The following is a 19,242-nucleotide window of genomic DNA, read 5'->3' on the forward strand; positions in this document are numbered from 1 at the left end:
ACCGACGGTTCCGGACAGTTTACATGGCGAACGACGTTCCCGAGCACGAGCCGTATTCTGCGAAATTACGCGTACCGGAAGCGCTGACGTTCGACGACGTCTTGCTCCGGCCGAAGGAGAGTCGTGTCGAGCCCGACGAGGCGGATCTCACCTCGCGAGTGTCTCGAAACGTCGAGGTCTCGGTTCCGATCATCTCGGCAGCGATGGACACCGTCACCGAGAGCGAGATGGCGGTCGCGATGGCCCGTCACGGCGGACTCGGCGTCCTCCACCGGAACATGAATATCGATGAAATGGTCGAGGAGATCAGTCGCGTCAAGCGCGCCGACGAACTCATCATCCCCTTCGACGACGTGGTGACGGCCGACCCGGAGATGACCGTCCGCGAAGTCGACGAGATGATGGTCAAGGAGGGCGTCGGCGGCGCCCCCGTCGTCAACACCAACGGCGAGGTGCTGGGCATCATCTCGAGTACGGACATCCGCCCGCACCTTGAGGTCGGCGAGAACGACCCGGTCACGGAGGCGATGACCGACGAGGTCATCACGGCGCCCCAGGACATCGACGCGCGCGACGCGTTCGACCTGATGTACGAGCACAAGATCGAGCGCGTTCCCGTCGTCGACGACGAGAACTTGCTGGTCGGCCTGGTCACGATGCAGGGTATCTTACAGCGCCGGGAGTACAAGCAAGCCGCTCGAGACGAAACCGGTCGCTTGCGATGTGGCGTCGCCGTCGGTCCGTTCGAAACGGACCGCGCGGTTGCGGCCGACGAGGCGGACGTGGACGTGCTCTTCATCGACTGCGCCCACGCACACAACCTGAACGTCATCGACGGGGCCCGCGAGATCAAAGAGTCCGTCGACGCGGACGTCGTCGTTGGAAACGTCGGCACGCGAGAGGCTGCGGAGGACCTGGTGGACTTCGCCGACGGCATCAAGGTCGGCATCGGTCCGGGCTCGATCTGTACGACGCGGGTCGTCTCCGGCGCTGGTATGCCCCAGATCACCGCTGTCGCACAGGTTGCAGACGTCGCGAGCAAGCACGGCATCCCGGTGATCGCCGACGGCGGGATTCGGTACTCCGGCGACGCGATCAAGTCGATCGCCGCCGGTGCCGACGCCGTGATGCTCGGGTCGTACTTCGCGGGCACTGACGAGGCCCCGGGTCGCGTCGTGACGATGAACGGCAAGCGCTACAAGCAGTACCGCGGGATGGGGTCGGTCGGAGCGATGAAGTCGGGTGACGGCGACCGATACCTGAAGGACGATCCGGAGGACGACGAGGAGTACGTCCCAGAGGGCGTCGAAGCGGCGACGCCGTACAAGGGAACGCTCCAGTCAGAACTCCACCAGCTCGCAGGCGGGATGCAGTCGGGAATGGGGTACGTCGGTGCCGAGACGATTCCCGAGTTCAAGGAGCGAGCGGAGTTCGTTCGTGTCTCCTCGGCGGGTCAGGCCGAGGGGCACGCCCACGACGTCGTGATTACGGACGAGGCGCCGAACTACTCACCGAGCGAGTGATGGCTACGGTTGCGTAACGCGGGCTCTCGAGTTTCGTATTTTGACGTGCTTTCGAGACTGGTTCTACGATATAGTACCCCAAATCGGCCGATACTATCATATTGCCTGATTATCGAATACGCGTATGAGCGACGACGCTGACCACGGAGACGATACGTTACTGCCGAAGGGATATTCCCGTGGACAGGCCGAAGTCATTGCAGTTGTTGTTCTGCTTGGATTCGTTATTATCGCCGCGATCGGCATCGTTGCGGTCGGGCAAACCGCCCTCGCACAACTCGAATCACAGAGTCGCGACGAGGCCGCCACACAATCGCTCGATCAGGCGAAAATGGAGTTTGCCTCACTTCAAACTGGAGAAACTCGAGAATTCACGTTCAGTGAGTCGATTCAACGGGATACGCGAGTTGAGCCGGACGCGGGGTCGGTGACTATATCAGTGGAAGGATTTGACGCCATTTCAAACGAATCGTTCCAACTGGGTTCGATCATCTACGAACACGAGGGATCTCACGTTGCGTACCAGGGCGGTGGCGTCTGGAAGCGAACCGATGGTCGAACTCAACTCGTCAGTAGCCCGGATATCCAGATCGAGACGACAGAGAAGGGGCTCTCGAGTATACGAGTCGACGTGACGAGCGTGCGTGGTACTGAGGCCCAATCGAATAATTTGAAGGCGACATCGGATGGTCTCAACGAAACGGCTCTTGGCTTACCTGATCGACTACCTGCGGGCCCGATGACACTCGAAATCCAATCGGAGTACTACGACGGGTGGGCCGATTACTTTGCCAACCAGGATGGAATTGAAAAAGGAGAAGAGGGCGAAATCGGTTCAGTACAAGTCGATGACGCGACGCAGACGATGATACTCGAAGTGGACATCGACCACTCTATTCCCGAGGTTCACTCCGCTCGTATCGGTAGTTCTGAGGCAGGGTCACAGCCAGTCGCATTCGAAAACGGAAGCGAGATTAACAGCTACAACTCGGCAACGGCCGGCAACACGGCGCCAAATGGATCCGATTTCACCAATAGCACGAGTGTCGCAACCTGGTCCGGTACCGCGAAAAATTCGGACATGTCCTTCACGCTCGGCGGTGATTTCTACAACACACTCGGCCAGCATTCCAATGGTTCGGGGGACGAAATCCGACTCGGTGATGATGCAGTAATCACTGGTGACGTCCACAGCGACTATCTCTTCGACGTTGGTTCTGCGACGGTCGAAGGATCACTCTTCATCAACACCACTGGAACTACAGGCGGCTTAACTATCGACGGAGGAACGGTCGGTGGAGATGTTCACGCCATCGATGGTGCAATAATCACGTCGGGCAGTACAATCGGTGGCGATGTCCGAGTAGACGGCGATCTCGAAATTGACGCTAGTACGAACGTCACTGGCGATGTGTACGTTACCGGCGAAATCACCGGCGAAACTGATGGAGTCCAGGGAAATGCCTCGGAGGGAATTGAAGACGCTGAAACAGAAGAACCAACTGACAAAATCCAATCAGAGCCGGGCACACGATGGTATCCAACTGAGGGCGAATACGACGAATTGCCGGACGAATGTACCGATTCGGAAAGCATCTCTGTGAAAGGTGGTGATACTTGTTCAGTAGAGTCCGGGATCTACAAAGCAGACTCGCTTGTGGTCGAAAATGACGGCACATTGGAACTGGACACCAGCGATGGCGTGATCATCCTTCATATTACCGGGGACTTCGAGCTCGCGTCGGGGGCATCGGTTGAGCGACCTCACGAGCCGTACGATTCGACTGCGATTGAGGTAATCGTGGAGGAAACTGAGAAAAACAGTAAGAATACCGTGAGTATCTCCGAGGATTTCGTTGGACTCGTCGATGCTCGAGATAGCTCAGTTGAAATCCACGACGGGGCAGCGATATACGGAGCAGTCATTGGAAACCAGGTCACGCTCGACAGCGGCAGTGGGATCTACTTTGACGAACAACTCCTCACCGAAGACGGCGTAGACCCTCGATTCGCTCGTGCATCTGAGTTCGTCTTCTTCGATGTCAAGATACAAGAAATATCGATAGAGTAGCTCGCTTTGCGATTGACGCTTTCTGTCTTCTCCATATCATTTAAGAATTAATGGATTAAGATCAATTCCACGGCGCCATACCCGGATCGACCTCTCGATGCACTTCCTCGAGCCCGTCGATCCTCTCGAGATCCTCACTGTCCAACTCTACGCCTAACGACGCCCAGTTGTCCGAAATGTGATCATCGCCGGTCGCTTTCGGAATCGCGGTGACGCCCTTCTCTCGGAGCCAGGCGAGACTGACCTGGGCCTCACTCGCATCGTGCTTCTCCGCCACGGACTGCATCTCGGGCACGTCGAAGACCTCGCCTCGAGCCAGCGGCGAGTAGGCGACGAGTTCGACGTCGAGGTCGGCACAGACCGAGCGAAGCTCCTCCTGGGGGAGCAGCGGGTGACACTCGATCTGGTTCGCGAAGAGGGGCGCGTCGAGGAGGTCGATCGCTTCCTCGAGGTGACGAGGCTCGAAGTTACTGACGCCGACGTTGCGGATCAGGCCGTCGTCGTAGAGTTCGTCGAACGCGGCCAGCGTCTCCTCGGCGTCGTAGGTGTTGACCGGCCAGTGGACGTACAGCAGGTCGACGGCGTCGACGCCGAGTTTCTCGAGGCTCTCCTCGGTCGTCTCGAGGACGTCGTCGTGGGCGAGATTGGAGGTCGATACCTTCGTCGCCAGGAAGACGTCCTCGCGGTCGACGTTGGCGTCGGCAATCCCTTGACCGACGTACTCCTCATTATCGTAGCCCTGGGCGGTATCGACGTGGCGATACCCCATCTCGAGGGCGGTTCGAACCGAGTCCGCACACTGGTCCGGATCGGTGTTCTGCCAGGTGCCGAGGCCGAGGATGGGCATGCCGTTCGCTGCAGGGCAGTCAGCGGGGGTCAGATCTGTGTCGGAAGCCATACTCGAGCGCTAGCGGATGAGTCGAAAAGGCGTTGGGTTTGCGGGTGCCACCTCTCGTGACGGGCTGGGCGTGGATGCGTCGGCTACTGGTACATCCGCAACGGCTGGGCCTGCGTACTCTCGGCGGATTCGACCTCGCGCATCCGTTCGGCGAACGCCTGGCGCTGTTCCTGAATTTCCCCCGCCCGTTCGATCAACGCCTCGACGTCGAGTTCGACATCGGCGATGGGACAGATGCCGTCCTCGAGAAGGACGCTCGCTGCCTCGGGGTCGGGGAACTGCGGGCTGCACTCGACGACGAGTCCGAACGAATCGGTACCGAGTTCGGCCGCCCGGTTGAGCAGGGCGCCGGTCGGACCGCTGATGACGCCGTCCTCCGTCGGGCTATCGATGTCGTAGGTGTCGACGGCGTCGGCGTCGCCGGTCGTGACGCCGAACAGTTGGGGCGGTTCGTCTCGCTGGGAGGGCAAGCCGCTGAGGTACACCGGCGTCGCGTCGTGGTCGACCGCCCAGCTGGTCAGACAGCCGGCGACCGACTCGAGCGCTTGCGTGCTGATTGGAACGTCGCTCTGGAGGGCGATGACGTCCTCGTCCTCGCTGACGTAGAGACGGACGGGCGGCTGGATGGTCGTCGATCCGTCGCGGTAGATCCCGATTCGGGGGAGCCCGTCGCAGTGGACGCTCGCGTAGTAGCGCATCTCAAGCTGGTCGATCAGGTGGTCGGTTGCGATTTTCCCGACGAGACCGATGCCGGGAAACCCTTCGACGAGCACTGGCTCCTCGAGTTCGGCTTCCGGCCCCTGTCTACGGATCTCTGACATAGTCGAGGTGACGCCGTCCGACGACTTAAAACCGGCCGCGGCAGGCGCCCGCGGCCGTCGATCCCAAGGCGCCGACCCTGTGGCACCAGCCCCGTGGCGCCAACCGCTTCGAAACCCACAAACGAAGCGCCCTCGAATCACGTCTCAATGGAGCCACTCGAGCGGTACCGGCCGATCGTCGACGACTTCGAGGCGTTTCGGGCGGCCTGTGAGCGGCCGCTCGGAATCGCCGTCCGGGTGAACACAATCAAGGCCTCCGTCGAACGGGCAATAGCGACCCTCGAGCACGACGACATCGAGTACGAGCAGGCCGCGTGGAATCCGCGGGTACTCCGCCTCAAGACCGACTCGCCAGGGTCGACGTGGGCCTCGTTTCACGGGTTCATCCACACGCAAGAGGAGGTCTCCGCGGTGCCGCCCGTCGTCCTCGACCCCGAGCCCGATGAGACCGTGTTCGACGCCTGTGCAGCCCCCGGCGGCAAGGCGACCCAGCTGGCCGCGCTGATGGACGACCGGGGCACGGTCGTCGCCAACGACAGCAACCTCGGTCGCCTTTCGGCGCTTCGATTCAATGCCGAGCGTCTCGGCGCGACGTCGCTGGCGGTCACCCACCAGGACGCGCGGAATTTCTCGTTCGCGCCGCTGGCGGTCGACCAGTTCGATCACGCGCTCGTCGACGCCCCCTGTTCGTGTGAGGGGACGATTCGCAAAAATCCGACGACGCTCGAGGAGTGGTCCGAGGACCACGTGCACTCGGTGGCGGGCATTCAGAAGGGCATTCTCAGGCGAGCGGTACAGGCGACCCGGCCGGGTGGCACCGTGGTCTACTCGACGTGTACGTTCGCGCCGGAGGAGAACGAAGCGGTCGTTCAGCACGCCCTCGATGCCGAGGACTGTCGCGTCGTCGACGTGGATCTCGACCCCGACCTCGAGTACGCTCCCGGCGTCACCGAGTGGAACGACGAGACCTACGACTCGAGCCTCGAGCGGGCGATCCGCATCTATCCCCACCACAACGACACCGGCGGCTTCTTCGTCGCGAAACTGGAGGTGGGCGCCTGATGGCCGACGGCCTCGAGGCGAACGTCGGTCAGCAGTTCGATCGGCTCCCGGCGACGGACGCCGACCGAAGCGTCGAGCGTCGGGCCTCGCGAGAAGCGGTGCTCGAGTACTTCGAGGACCGCTTCGGCATCCCGCCGGAGACGTTCGAGGAACACACGTTCTGGGAGAAAGGGTCTGGGAAAATTTGGATATACAGTGGGGAAAGCCCGTCACCGGCCGAAATCGAGGCCCTGGGGATGACCTGTCTGCGAACGCGACAGGAGCACTGGAAACCGACGACGGATTTCGTACAGCGGTTCGGGCGTCACGCCACCCGGTGTGTTGTCGACCTTTCGGACGTGGAAGCGACCCGATTCGCCGACGGCGAGGACCAGTTGCTCGAGTGGGACGGCGACTGGGGGTATCTCATCGCCGCACACGAGGTCGACGGCGACCGCGAACCGATCGGCGTCGGACTCTACCTGCACGGCGAACTCAGGTCGATGATTCCGAAGGGGAGACGGCGGTCGCTCTGAAGGCAGTGGTTTCGTTTTCGGAGCGAGAATGGATCCAGGTTAGCGGATAGACGCCAGTTGCTTTTACTCGTCCGATTCGTCGTCTGGTCGGCCGCGGTGCCAGACGTTCGTGACGGAGTCTCCTGCTGGCGGGGTGTGGCTAACGTCTTTCATCGTTTCGGATGTGGGGGTCTTCGATGACATGCACAGACGTAGCGAGACGTCCTATAAAGACGTTTCCTATGGGGAATGAATACAATATAGTGTGTTAATATCACACTATATTTTGAGTGCGGCGATTACTCGCTACATGCTGTTCGTTTCTCGTCAGTTGCTACTCCTCGGTATTCGTAAGGTGCTACTCGGTACTCGCTCTCCGACAGCGATGGCGTCGCTCCCCGTCTCACTCGCTCGAGAAAATCCAAAACCGATCAGTCGTCGAGCGACTCGACGTTGATTTCGCCGCCAGCAGAGACGGTTACGAGACACTCGTTGTACGCAAACGAGACCGTTCCGTCAGATCGAAGCCCCTCCGCGCGCGGCTCGAAGAGGCGCTCGAGCGCGTCGGCGTCGATCGCGTAGTGAAGCGGATCGAGTTCCGTGACGTCGAGTCCAGTAAATGTCGCTACGGCGTCGGCGACGGTGACGCTCAGCGGCTCGTCGTCGAGTCGATCGAATTGAACCGAGTACGATTCAGTCGTTCCAGCGCGAATTTGTGGCGAAGATGTTTCAGTCATCGTGAATTCAACCCCCCGTAGAGATGGGAAGACAATTTACCGTTTGCAGGTGTGGGTAAAGAGTCTGGCTGTTAACTCTATAACGAAGTCGTAGGAAGAGGGTTAATCAGTTAACCCTACTCCACTCGTGATCGAAAACGGCGGTGAAGAGCTTTCGCTCGGCCGATCGCACGTGGTTGTGGAATGCTGGTGGCGAAATCCCGAGCGACCCGGCGAGTTCCTCGCCCGTGGTCTCTCGCGGCCACTCGAAGAAGCCGCCGTGATAGGCGGTCTGAACGACTTCTCGCTGGCGATCGGTCAACAGCGACAGGAACTGGTCACGTTCGCGCGTCCTCGGGTCCCCGGCCAGGCGTTCGTTTTCACCCGACCGCTCCCGGCGGGCGACCATCGACGCCGAGAACCCCCGTCGATTCATCTCGGCGAGAACTTCGCGGACGGCGACGGAGTTCGGTATTTCCAGCGTCGTTCGCGTTCCCGTCTCGGGGTGGACCGTAAACGATCGAAGCAGGCCGCCGTGGCCGTCGACGACGGCGACGAGGAACGGCTCCGTCAGCTCGGGCTGGATCACCGTTCGGTCGTCGGTTCGACTGATGATCGTCCCGTCGGTGACCGTCTCGATCGAGTCCAGGTCGTCGGGGTCGACGTCACTATCGACGCTCGCGAAGACGGTCGACGTGCCGTCGTCCTGTTGAATAATCCCCTCGAGTTCGACGCGGGCGTCTGCGACGCGGGAGAGCGCTGCCAGCGGCGTCTCGGTCGTCACCTCGAGTTCGACTTCGGTCGTTGCCCCGCCCAGGAGCGCCTGTTTTCGCTGCACGGCGTTGATCGTGTAGGCGACGGTCTCGCCGAGGTCGTCCAGGACGGACCGGATGGGTTCGTCGAACCCCGTTCGGTCCGTACTGTAGAGCGTCAAAACGCCGTACAGGAAGTCGTCGTAGACGAGCGGCACGGCGTAGACGCTCTGGAAGTCCCGCGAGAGGGCTTCGGTTCGCCAGGCGCCGTGACGGAGGTCCTGGGCGACGTTGTCGACGTTCGTCGGTTCGAGCGTGCGAGCGGTTCGACCAGCCGGTTCGGCGGCCGGATCGTCGACGGCCGTCACCGTCACCGACTCGAGATAACCGCGGCCGTACCCGGCTTCGTGACGAGCCAGTATCTCGTTGCCGCCGGGATCTGGTTCGCCGATCCAGACGTACGAACAGTCCTCGAGGTCCGTGAGTCGATCGCAGAGCCCGGTCTCGATTTCGTCCCTCGAACTCGCGCGTAACAGGAGCGACTCGATCTCTTCGCGGAGGGAACTGGCCTCGTTCAGGCGCTCGAGGTACTCGTTCTGGCGTTTGAGTTCCTGTTCGCGTTCGTGCAGTCGCTGGGTTCGACTGATCCGGTCGAGAGCGGCTTCGGCGGTCGCGCCGAACACCTGCGCGAGGTCGACCGTTTCGTCGGTGAACTGGCCCTCATCGGTCGACAGCGTCGCCAGCACGCCGTGTTCACCGAGTGGGACGAAGAGTCCGCTTCTGACGGCGGTCTCCTCGTCGTAGACGTGTGGCGACGTTCGAATGTCGTCGAAGACCTTCGCTTCGCCGTCGACGAACGTCTGCCAGGAGATGCTTTTGTTGGGCCCTAACCGTGGTGGCGAGCCGATGTCAGTCAGGAGGTCCGTCGTGTACGCGGCCGGAACGAGTTCGTTCTCCCGGTCGTCGAACCGGAACACGACGACGTTCTCCAGGTTTAGTACGTCGGTGGCGACGTCGACGATGTACTCACAGGCGGTCTGTTTCGATTCGACCGTCAGTAGGTGCTGGGTCGCTTCGTACAGCGTGTTGAGCGTTTCGTCGTACTGGCGGCGCTCGGTGACGTCGACGCCAATGCCGATGATCCGTTCGACCGTTCCACCGGTGACTACCGGTCGATACCAGGTCTCGAAGATTCGATCCTTGATCCGCTGGAAGCTGTGGACCGATTCGCCGCCGAGCGCTCGGTTGACGTCGCCGATGACCGACGGATGCTCCGCGTACACGTCGTATATCGACTGGCCGGCGACCGACCCGGATTCGACCCCGATTCGTTCGAGGCCGCGCCCCTCCGAGAGGGTGAACGTGCCGTCGTCGTCGATGACAAACAGGACGACGGGGACGTTTTCGACCAGCACCTGGAGCCGCTCGGACCGCTCGACCAGCGCCTGTTCGCGCCGAACTCGTCTCGACACGTCTCTGAAGTAAATCGACAACCCCGTCGGTGACGGGTACATCCGGGCTTCGATCCACCGATCGAACGGTTCGTAGTAGCTCTCGATCGTTCGCGCCTCCTGTGATTGCAGGGCTGCAATCGCCTCTCGCTGGAAGTCACCGCCTTCGGCTTCCGGGAAGACGTCGACGAACGACCGTCCCAGGGTCTCCTCTTTCGGCGTCTCGAGGAGCTCTTCGGCCCTGTCGTTGAGGTACGTGAATTCTCCGTCCGTGTCGAGTGAAAAGAACGCGTCGGTGACGCGGTCGAACGACTCGTTTAGCTCGCGTTCGATCCGCCGGTAGTCCGTGATGTCTCGCGCCGAAACGACGATTCCGTCCACGGCCGGGTCCTCGAGGCGATTCGTGAGGACCGCCTCGTGGACGTGCCAGGTTTCGTCGGCGTGACGATACCGATACTCGCAGGTCTTCGACGTGCCAGCGTCTGCATCGCGAACGGCCTCGAACGCCCGGTAAAACGAATCACGGTCGTCGTAGTGGATGCGTTCGTCGAGGGGGTGGTCGACGAGCGCATCGGGGTCGGCGCCGACAACGTGGGGCGTGGACGGCCCGGCAAAGGTTACTCGCCCGCCGTCGTCCAGGACCAGGAACAGCGACTGCGACTTCTCGATCAACGTCCGACACCACGTGTTCGCTTCTTCTGCGGCCGCCGTCGCTCGCTGGCGCTCGAGAACGGCCGCGAGGCGTCGTCGGAACAGACCGGGGTGGGCGGCCGTCGTGACGTCGACGACGTCGCTCGCACCGGCGTCGAGCGCGGCCTCGAGGTGTGCCGCCAGCGAGTCGCCGTCTCGGTTCCGACTGCGGCCGGGGACGGTCGATCGATCGGCTGGTGGACCGACGACCACGGGGACGTCTTCGAGTGCTGCGGAGGCGGCCGAAACGGTCTCGACGGCGTCGGTAAGGACGCAGTCGACCGCCTCGAGCGACTCGAGTTCCGGCGGCCGCTCGTCGACGGCCGAAACCGGGCCGTAAACGGTAACGGAGTGATCGGCTCGCTGGCTCCCGTCTTCGCCAGCCCACGTCCGCTCGCTCTCGGATTCAGCCGGTGGGCCGATGCCCTCGAGCCAGGACGCAGTGCCGACGGCCAGCACCGTCCCCGTCGCCGCTTCCATCGCGTGGCGCATAGACTCCATTGCGCGTAGATCACTAAAAGGGCGCCGCTACGCCAATCCGGTGGTTCCGGTTGTGACCTGGTGACTCCGGATACGACTCAGTGGCTCCGGCTACGATCGGACGAACGGGCACCGAAACCCGTACGTACAAGAACGAACGGCCCCTCCCTCGAGACGTGCAACTCGAGTGTGTCTTCTTCGGACCGTTTCGCGAGGACACCGACGAGACGGCGACCGAGTGGGAGCCGGACGGCGAGACCGTCCGCGACCTGCTCGTCGAACTCGAGGCCGCCTATCCGGTGCTCGAGGGCCGCCTGCTCGACGACGAGGAGGGATCCCTCGCCGGGAAGACGGTCGTGACGAAGAACAAGCGGGACGTCAGACACCTCGACGGCCTCGAGACGGAACTCGAGGACGGCGACGTGTATCGGCTCGTGCCGTCGGTGTACGGGGGCTGACGGCGAGATCGATTCTGCCTCGTCGATCACCTACCGAATACGGAACCCGCGGACGATCAGTCCGCGGAGGGAGCGACCGAATCGACTCGCTCTGCCGGAACCGTCCCGTCGTCGTTCCAGCCGCGAGCCTCGTAGTACTCATCCACTGCGGCCTCGAGGTCCGGCAGGTCGTACGGGGTTCGGTCGTCGTCGACGCCGAACCCGCGCTGGTTGTTGAAGTGGCGCTCCCGTTCGACCGTGCGAGCACCGATGGCCATGAGGTCGTCGTAGTCGGCGTCGAACAGTTCCTCGAGTCGCTCGTCGGTCACGTAGTCGCCGCCGAACGCACAGACGATTCCCGTATCTCGGAACGCCGACGAGTTCTCCTCGTCGACCAGCGTCTCGGCTTTCCCGAGTGTACCCTCCGGGTCGAGTTCACCGCTGTACTCGAGGCTCAGCATGCCGGCGTACATGTGGTCGCCGCCGCGGTTGGCGACGGCGTAGGAGAGGCCCTGCCCGTGGAGGACGCGGCCGTCGTGAGCGGCGAACTCCATCCCCTTGACGGTGTAGTCGTCGACGCCCAGTTCCTCGTGACAGCGGTGGACGCCCTCGGCGAGTACGTCGCCGATGCCGTCGCGATAGGCAATTCGCTCGGTGATCTCGTGGGCGAGGTCGGCGTCGCCGAAGGCGTCCTCGCTCTCGAGGTAGGCGGCGACCGTCACGCCGGCGGAGATGGTGTCCATCCCCAGCGTGTCACAGAGTTCGTTCCCCTTCATCACGTCGACGACGTCACCCACACCCTGCAGGGAGCCAAAGGAGTAGACCGTCTCGAACTCCGGACCCTCGGTCTCGAGGCCGGTCTCCTCGTCCCGAGTCGGGAGTTTACAGCCGTAGGCGCAGGCCGAACAGGCTGCGCGCTTGTACTTCTTCTCCTCGACGGCGTTGCCGCCGATGTCGGCCACGTGTTCGAACTCGTAGTCCCGGAAGTACCGCGTCGGCAAGGAGAAGTTGTCGTTGATGAACTCGGTGCCGCCAGTCGTCCCCTGGCGTTTCATCAGGTCGTCGGACTCGGCGGCTTCTTTGTGAACGTCCATCTGGACCGGCGGGAACTCGACGTCGGGCGCGGAGTCGCCCTCGAAGGTGACGCACTTGACGTTCTTCGACCCGAGCACGGCCCCGAGCCCGCCCCGACCGAACGCTCGCGAGTCGAAGGTCATCACGCTCGCGAAGCGCACGAGGTTCTCGCCGGCGGGGCCGATGGCGATGCAGTGTTCGGGGCCGAGGTCCCGGGTGTCGGCCATGTAGTCGGAGATTTCGGGCACGAGCGCGTTCTCGAGTTCGGGCACTGCTTCGAACGCGACTTCGACGCCGCCCTCGCCGTCGCTATCGCCGTCCGTGACGTGAACCGCGAGCAACTCGTCGCTCTCGCCGACGACCTCGAGGACGCTGATGCCCGTTCCCACGAAGTTTCGGGAGAGGTAGCCGCCGGCGTTGGTCGAGACCAGGCCATCCGTCAGCGGTGAGAGGCCGGTCATGTTCATCCGGCCGGTGAAGGACATTCGGCTCTGCTGGAGCGGCCCCGTCGAGAGGTAGGCGCGATTCTCGGGGCCGAACGGATCGGCGTCGAACGGGATGCGGTCGTGGGCGAGGGCGGTGGCCGTCGCGCGACCGCCGACGGTTCGCTCGAGCACGTCGTCGATGTCGGTCGTAGTTGCGGTCCGGTTGCTCACGTCGACCGTGAGCAGTGGACCCCGTGCGTGGCGCATACACGTGGGGTCGGACTCGAGTCTCTTATACTATCGGCTGCCGGCCGGTTTCGGTCCTCTGGCCCGTCCCGGTCGTGTCCGGCCGATCACGCTGTCTCGATGGTGTGACCTCTCTCGGAGATTGATCCGCGAAAAGTATTGTATCGCACTCCGTTCCAGCACGTGGTGCGATAAGGTGTGTCTGTGGGGGATCGCGTCCGTTGGGGATCGCGCGTGTCCGTGTGATCGCCGTCGAGTTCGCTTCACTCGCTCGCTGTCTCTCGAGTCGATACACGATCTGCCTCCGTGGTCCCATCTGTACCAGTTGGAAGCAGATCATCAGTATGTGGGGTGGTGACACGGAAGCGTGTTGTGCCGTCGATAGCAGGCATCGCCGCCTCGGTGGATTCGTCGTCGGACGGACCGATTCCTCGGGCGGCGAATTCCTCACCGATCGCTCGAGCCAACCTCGCGGTTCTCGGTCTCGAACTCAAGAGAAGATACCGTTTCGCTCGGCCCAGTCGTCTCGAGTCAGTACGGGATGAACGTGAGCGCGAGCGCGAGGAACGGCGTCAGCAGGAGCATCATCGCGATCGCGTAGCCGAACATCTCCCGCGCCTTGATCCCCGTGATCGCGAGCAGCGGAAGCGCCCAGAACGGGTTGAACAGGTTCGTGTGTGCGTCGCCGACCGCGTAGGCGATGGTGGCCTGGCCGACGGGGACGCCGTGGCCCTGTGCCGCCTCGACGACCGAGGGACCGAGGACGATCCACTCGCCGCCGCCGGAGGGCACGAAGAGATTGACGATGCCGCCGGCGATCCAGGCGACGATTGGGAACGTCGCCGGCTCTGAGATGGCGAACAGGCCCTCGGCGATCGACGACGAGAGGCCGGAGGCGTTCATCATTCCCTGGATACCAGCGAAGAACGGGAACAGGAGGATGATGCCGGCGGCGGCCTCCGCCGCCTCGCCGAACCGTTCGCGATAGTAGGCGGGGCGCAAGAAGACGAGCAGGCCGGCGAACAGGAACGCGAAGTTCACGAGATCGAGGTTCCAGGCGTCAAGACCCTCGCTCGCGAGGAGGTAGCCGACCATAAACACACCGCCGAAGGCGATCAATCCGCCGAGGAGTCGGCTGTTGTCGATCTTCTCTGCCGGCGTTTCGTACGTCTTCACACCGCCGTCGGGGACGGTGTCACTGCCCGACCCCGACTCGTCGAACAGGTTCTTCTCGTCGACGAATTCCGTAATCGAGCGCGTCCGCCCCGCCCCTGGCGCGAGCAGGTACAAGAACGCGGCAGCGACGACGATCGAGGAAATCGTCAGCAAGAGGGCGTAGCTGCTGAAGATGGTCTCGCTGGCCGGGACGATTCCGTCGATGTAGCCCCCCTCGATGAACTCGTTTTCGGGTGTGTTGAGCAACAGCGGGGCCGACGCCGACAGCCCCCAGTGCCAGGTCAGGCCGAGGCCCATGTACCCAGCGACGCACAGCAGCGGGTAGTGAACCGGCATTCCGTTTCGATGGGCCGTCTTCCCCATCTCTCGAGCGAAAATCGCCCCGAGGATGAGGCTGAATCCCCAGTGAATCCACGCCACGGCCATCGAGAAGACGCCCACCAGGACGACGGCCTGTTTCCCGGAACTTGGAAGCTGGGTCAGACCCTTGAGCAACGCGTTCACTCGCGGGTGATACGCGAGCACGAAGCCCGTCATCAGGATGAGCGTCATCTGCATCGCGAACCCGAGGAACGCCCAGAACCCCTCGAACCAGTAAGTGGTCATCTCGAGTGGACCTGATCCCTCGAAAACCATGCCGGCGACGAACACGATGTACGACAGGAGAATCGCGAACAGGAACGGACTCGGCATCCACCGTTCGACGACGTCTGCGAGCCCTTTTCCGGCCCGTTCGAAGAGTCCTGGTTTCGAGTCGCCACCACGATTCGTCCCTCCGCTAGCACCATTGGCTCGTGTTGCCATGATCCGTGGTATTTGGTAACTGTATTAAATATTTATATGTCGAACCGACCAATTCGGGGACAGTGACGGGGCCAGATTCGACGAATGACGGCTACTACTACGGCTGGGTCGTGACGACAGCCTGCTTCATCGGCACCTTCGTCATCTTCGGCGTGTCTTACTCCTTCGGCGTGTTTTTCGAACCGCTGGCGAGCGATTTCGACCTCTCTCGAGGCGCGACATCGCTCGTGTTCTCCGTACAGACCCTGATGATCTACGTTGGCGCAGCGCTCTTCGGCGGCGTCGCCGACCGCTACGGCGTCAGGCGAGTCATGGGCACCGGTGTAGTGTTGCTGGCGCTCGGATTGCTCTGGACGAGCGAGGCGAACTCGATCACGACGCTTGGCCTCGCCTACGGCGTCATCACGGCCCTCGGCATGGGGCTAATCTACGTCGTCTCGTACGCGACCGTTCCTCGGTGGTTCGAGCGCCGTCGCGGCTTCGCGAGTGGGATCGCCACCGCCGGCCTGGGTGTCGGCATGGTCGCCGTCACGCCCGTCGCGACACTCCTCATCGCCCGCTACGGCTGGCGACGCGCCTATCTCGCCCTCGTCGCGGGGCTGGTCGCCCTGCTCGTCGTCGCCACCGTGCTGATCGAGGACGACCCTCGAGAGAGAGGGGTTCCGGCGAGCGAATTTCCCGCCGGTTACCCGGAGACGCGCTCGCGGTCGAGAGGGTGGCTCGAGCAGGCTCGAGACATCGTGTCGATAGCCACCGGCCGTCGGTTCCTGCTGGTGTTCTTCGGCTGGATACTCATCTACGGGACCCTGTACGTGACGCTGGTCCACCTGGTGGCTCACGTCACGGACCTCGGGCTCGACGCACGAATCGGCGCGCTCGCGCTCACGATCATCGGCGCCACGACCGCCGCCTCGCGAATGGCAATCGGATTCGCGTCGGACCGCCTCGGCCGGAACCGAACGTTCATCGGGTGTTCGATTCTGATGGCCGTCTCGACGTTCGCCTTACCCGTCCTGTCGTCGCCGGCCGGGTTCGTCGCCTTCGCGGCCGTCTTCGGCGCGGCCTACGGCGGGAACGGGGCGTTGCTGTCCCCGCTCACCGTCGACCTGTTCGGCCCCGACGACGCCAACGCCCTCTTCGGCGTCGTCTCGCTCTCGTTCGCCGTTTCGGGACTGTTCGCCCCGCCGCTGGCCGGCGCGAGCTACGATCTCTTCGGGACGTACACGCCGGCGTTCGTCGCCGCCGGGGTTGCCGGTCTCGCGGGTGCGGCGCTCACCGGTCTGGCGACGTGGAGAACCGGCACGCGATCGCGAGCAGCCTGACCGCCCTACCGGGCGTCCTCGAGCGCCTCGAGCGCGTCCGGGTTCTCGAGACTCGAAAGGTCACCGAGGTCCTCGCCGGTGTAGGCGGCCTCGATGGCCCGGCGGATGATCTTGCCCGACTGCGTCTTCGGGAAGGCGTCGACGAAGAGGATCTCGCGGGGTCGGAACGGTTTGCCGTGCTCCTCGCCGATCTGTTCCCGGAGTTCCTCGCGGAGTTCCTCCGATTCGTCGACGCCGTCCTCGAGGATGGCGTAGGCGACGACTGCGGTGCCGGTCGTGTCGTCGGGAACGCCCACCGCTGCGGCCTGGTTGACGGCCTCGTGATCGATCAGGACGCCCTCGATTTCGGCGGGGCCGACCTTCCGACCCGCCACGTTCAAGGCGTCGTCGGCCCGACCGTGGAGGAACCAGAAGCCGTCCTCGTCCTTTTGGGCCCAGTCGCCGTGGTCCCAGAGATCCTCGAACGTGGACCAGTACTCCTCGAGGTAGCGCTCGTCGCCGCTCCACAGCGATTTGGTCATCGAGGGACACGAATCGCGGGCGACGAGGAAGCCGCGCTCGTGATCGTCTTTCACCGAATTACCGTCCCGGTCGACGATATCGATATCCATGCCGAGGCCGGGGCCGCCCAGGGTACACGGCTTGAGCGGCTGGTCGGGCATCGGCATCAGGAAACAACCGCAGATCTCGGTGCCCCCGGAGATGTTGACGATCGGTGCCTCGCTCCCGCCAACGTTCTCGTAGAACCACTGCCAGCTCTCGGGGTCCCACGGTTCGCCCGTCGAGCCCAGTATTCGAAGGGAGGAGAGGTCGTGGCCCTCGAGCCACTCGTCGCCGTGTTTCCGAAGTGCGCGGATAGCGGTCGGCGAGATGCCGAACTGGGTGAGTTTGTGGCGGTCGATCATTTCCCAGAAGCGGTCGGGGTTCGGGTAGTCGGGGGCACCCTCGTACATGAAGACGGTGCCGCCGAAGGTGTGGACGCCGATCAAGGTCCAGGGGCCCATCATCCAGCCGATGTCGCTCACCCAGAAGAAGCGGTCGGCGGGCTTGAGGTCGAACCCGAAGTGGAGTTCCTTCGCACATTGCGTTTGCACGCCCGCGTGCGTGTGGACGATTCCCTTCGGCGTTCCCGTGGTGCCCGAGGAGTACAGCAGCATCGATTCCTGGCTCGAGGGCAGTGACTTGCTCTCGTACGCGTCGTCCTGGTTCTCGACGGCGTCGTGCCACCACGCGTCGCGGGCGTCGTTCCAGGGGATTTCGACGTTGACGGCCGAGTTATCGTCGCTGGCGTCGCCGCCAGCGTCGCTCGATCCCAACCGATCGAAGACGACCGTGTGCTCGACGTGGCCCGCCTGGACGATGGCGTCGTCGGCGCTCTCCTTGAGCGTGATCTGGCTTCCTCGGCGGTAGAAGCCGTCGCCCGTAAAGAGCACCGAGCACTCGGCGTCTTCGATGCGGGTGGCGACAGCGTCGACGCCGAAGCCCGAAAAGATGGGGACGGCGATGGCGCCGACTTTGAAACAGCCGTACAGAATCGACACCACTTCCGGCACCATCGGCATGTACAGCCCGACGGTGTCGCCGGTTTCGACCCCCGCCGACTCGAGGTAGTTCGCTACCCTGTTAGCCTGTCGGTGGAGTTCGTGGTAGGTGATCTCCCGGACCTCGCCGTCTTCGCCCTCCCAGATGGTGGCGACCCGGTTTCGGTTCGCGGCCTCGAGGTCGGCGTGACGGTCGACGGTGTTGTGGGCGATGTTGAGCTCTCCGCCGGAATACCAGTCGGTGAACTGCGGGCCGTCGCTGTCGTCCCGGACCTGGTCGTAGTCCGCGTAGAAGTCGATGCCCAGGTAGTCGACCAGTTCGTCCCAGAACCACTCGACCCCGCTCTCGCCGTCGCCCCGGTCGGTCGTGGTGCGCTCGATCAAGTCGTCGTAGTCCTCGATGCCGTACTCGCGCATGAACGCCCGGACGTTGGTGGACTCGGCGAACGCCTCGTCGGGTTCGTGGACCACCTCGTCGATCAGGTCCCCTTCCATGTCACTGGCAAGGTTTACCGTCCCGTGTCATGAACGTTACCGTCTCGAGACGGGCCGAAACCTGCGAGTACCTCACAAACGCTTTTGGCCGCGGCGGCCCTAGCTCGAATCATGTACGTACGGGACGCGAAAAACCGGGAAGAGGTCTGGCTTCTCGACCACATCGAGGCGATGGGGCTCGACGACACGGCGTTCCGCTCGCGCGACTACGTGGTCGCCATCGACGAAGAGTCGGGGGAGAAGGCGGGGTTCGGCCGTATCCGCATCCACAAACCCGACGACGCCGACGACGTCTGCGAATTGACGAGCATCGGCGTCCTCGAGGAGTGGCGCGGCCAGGGCGTCGGCGCCCACGTGGTCGAACGGCTGGTCGAGTACGCCGGCGACGAGGGCTTCGAGACGGTCTACACCCTCACCGGGGAAGGGGCCTACCTCGCGCAGTTCGGCTTCAATCGCATCGAGGAATCGGCCCTCCCTGCCGTGTTACAGGAGCGACTGGCGGACAAACGGGAGGGCGTCGATCCGGACGCGGTCCCGTTCGCGATCGACGTCGACGGATTCGAGATGCCCGAACGGCTGCGGGACGCGTTCAAGGAGGCGAACGAACCGGAGCGCGGCGACGGCGAGGAGGAAACCCCCGAGGACTTCGGTATCGACCCCGACACGGCGACCTACAAGTACGATACGGGCCGTCGATGACGCTCGAACCCCGGCACGGACGGTCCGATGAAGAAAGTCACTTAGCCCTTCCATGAGTGAGGGTC

15 protein-coding genes are annotated in these 19,242 nt (G+C 63.1%); 7 read left to right on the top strand and 8 right to left on the bottom strand.

Annotated features, from left to right (window positions below):
• The first annotated feature begins 23 nt into the window (after positions 1–23).
• Both guaB and ACFQS4_RS13290 read left to right on the top strand, forming a co-directional pair.
• On the top strand, positions 24–1,523 hold the full coding sequence (guaB, locus tag ACFQS4_RS13285; protein ID WP_497901957.1) for an IMP dehydrogenase: 1,500 nt from the start codon (positions 24–26) through the stop codon (positions 1,521–1,523).
• A 124-nt stretch (positions 1,524–1,647) separates the two neighbouring features.
• Positions 1,648–3,594, top strand: a complete 1,947-nt coding sequence (locus ACFQS4_RS13290; protein ID WP_497901958.1) for a DUF7289 family protein — start codon at positions 1,648–1,650, stop codon at positions 3,592–3,594.
• 61 nt (positions 3,595–3,655) lie between these two features.
• Here ACFQS4_RS13290 and ACFQS4_RS13295 read toward each other — a convergent pair whose 3' ends face one another.
• Together ACFQS4_RS13295 and ACFQS4_RS13300 are read right to left on the bottom strand one after the other, a co-directional pair.
• Entirely contained in the window at positions 3,656–4,492 is an 837-nt protein-coding gene (locus tag ACFQS4_RS13295; RefSeq protein WP_497901959.1) for an aldo/keto reductase, read from the bottom strand.
• Between the two features lie 83 nt (positions 4,493–4,575).
• Positions 4,576–5,313 (bottom strand): proteasome assembly chaperone family protein, encoded by a 738-nt coding sequence (locus ACFQS4_RS13300; protein WP_497901960.1) that lies wholly within the window; start codon positions 5,311–5,313, stop codon positions 4,576–4,578.
• Between the two features lie 147 nt (positions 5,314–5,460).
• On the opposite strand from ACFQS4_RS13300, the gene ACFQS4_RS13305 reads away from it, so the two are divergent.
• Entirely contained in the window at positions 5,461–6,375 is a 915-nt protein-coding gene (locus tag ACFQS4_RS13305) for an RsmB/NOP family class I SAM-dependent RNA methyltransferase (RefSeq protein ID WP_497901961.1), read from the top strand.
• Positions 6,375–6,890, top strand: coding sequence for a DUF7122 family protein (locus ACFQS4_RS13310; RefSeq protein ID WP_497901962.1), 516 nt, complete (start codon positions 6,375–6,377; stop codon positions 6,888–6,890). The genes ACFQS4_RS13305 and ACFQS4_RS13310 overlap by 1 nt, the downstream gene beginning before the upstream one ends.
• Positions 6,891–6,953: 63 nt before the next feature.
• On the opposite strand, the gene ACFQS4_RS13315 is transcribed toward ACFQS4_RS13310, so the two are convergent.
• From ACFQS4_RS13315 to ACFQS4_RS13325, 3 genes are all read right to left on the bottom strand, one after another.
• On the bottom strand, positions 6,954–7,073 hold the full coding sequence (locus tag ACFQS4_RS13315; protein WP_497901963.1) for a DUF7989 family protein: 120 nt from the start codon (positions 7,071–7,073) through the stop codon (positions 6,954–6,956).
• Positions 7,074–7,300: 227 nt separating this feature from the next.
• The gene (locus ACFQS4_RS13320; RefSeq protein WP_254156908.1) at positions 7,301–7,606 is read right to left on the bottom strand and encodes a HalOD1 output domain-containing protein; all 306 of its coding nucleotides are present in this window, start codon (positions 7,604–7,606) and stop codon (positions 7,301–7,303) included.
• Between the two features lie 106 nt (positions 7,607–7,712).
• Positions 7,713–10,979, bottom strand: coding sequence for a PAS domain-containing protein (locus tag ACFQS4_RS13325; RefSeq protein ID WP_497901964.1), 3,267 nt, complete (start codon positions 10,977–10,979; stop codon positions 7,713–7,715).
• A gap of 155 nt (positions 10,980–11,134) precedes the next feature.
• Here ACFQS4_RS13325 and ACFQS4_RS13330 point away from each other — a divergent pair, with 155 nt between their 5' ends.
• The gene (locus ACFQS4_RS13330; RefSeq protein ID WP_500193638.1) at positions 11,135–11,416 is read left to right on the top strand and encodes a ubiquitin-like small modifier protein 1; all 282 of its coding nucleotides are present in this window, start codon (positions 11,135–11,137) and stop codon (positions 11,414–11,416) included.
• A gap of 56 nt (positions 11,417–11,472) precedes the next feature.
• On the opposite strand, the gene ACFQS4_RS13335 is transcribed toward ACFQS4_RS13330, so the two are convergent.
• Positions 11,473–13,161, bottom strand: a complete 1,689-nt coding sequence (locus ACFQS4_RS13335) for an aldehyde ferredoxin oxidoreductase C-terminal domain-containing protein (RefSeq protein WP_497901966.1) — start codon at positions 13,159–13,161, stop codon at positions 11,473–11,475.
• Positions 13,162–13,671: 510 nt separating this feature from the next.
• Positions 13,672–15,120 (bottom strand): short-chain fatty acid transporter, encoded by a 1,449-nt coding sequence (locus ACFQS4_RS13340; protein WP_500193641.1) that lies wholly within the window; start codon positions 15,118–15,120, stop codon positions 13,672–13,674.
• Between the two features lie 62 nt (positions 15,121–15,182).
• Between ACFQS4_RS13340 and ACFQS4_RS13345 the strand changes: the two genes are divergently transcribed.
• The gene (locus tag ACFQS4_RS13345) at positions 15,183–16,442 is read left to right on the top strand and encodes an MFS transporter (protein ID WP_497901967.1); all 1,260 of its coding nucleotides are present in this window, start codon (positions 15,183–15,185) and stop codon (positions 16,440–16,442) included.
• A 5-nt stretch (positions 16,443–16,447) separates the two neighbouring features.
• On the opposite strand, the gene ACFQS4_RS13350 is transcribed toward ACFQS4_RS13345, so the two are convergent.
• On the bottom strand, positions 16,448–18,478 hold the full coding sequence (locus ACFQS4_RS13350; RefSeq protein ID WP_497901968.1) for an AMP-binding protein: 2,031 nt from the start codon (positions 18,476–18,478) through the stop codon (positions 16,448–16,450).
• Between the two features lie 111 nt (positions 18,479–18,589).
• Between ACFQS4_RS13350 and ACFQS4_RS13355 the strand changes: the two genes are divergently transcribed.
• A complete protein-coding gene (locus ACFQS4_RS13355) occupies positions 18,590–19,177 on the top strand; it encodes a GNAT family N-acetyltransferase (RefSeq protein ID WP_497901969.1) in 588 nt (195 codons plus the stop codon).
• Positions 19,178–19,242 lie beyond the last annotated feature (65 nt).

It is taken from the genome of Saliphagus sp. GCM10025317, assembly GCF_042663665.1.
Taxonomy (GTDB): Archaea; Halobacteriota; Halobacteria; order Halobacteriales; family Natrialbaceae; genus Natronosalvus.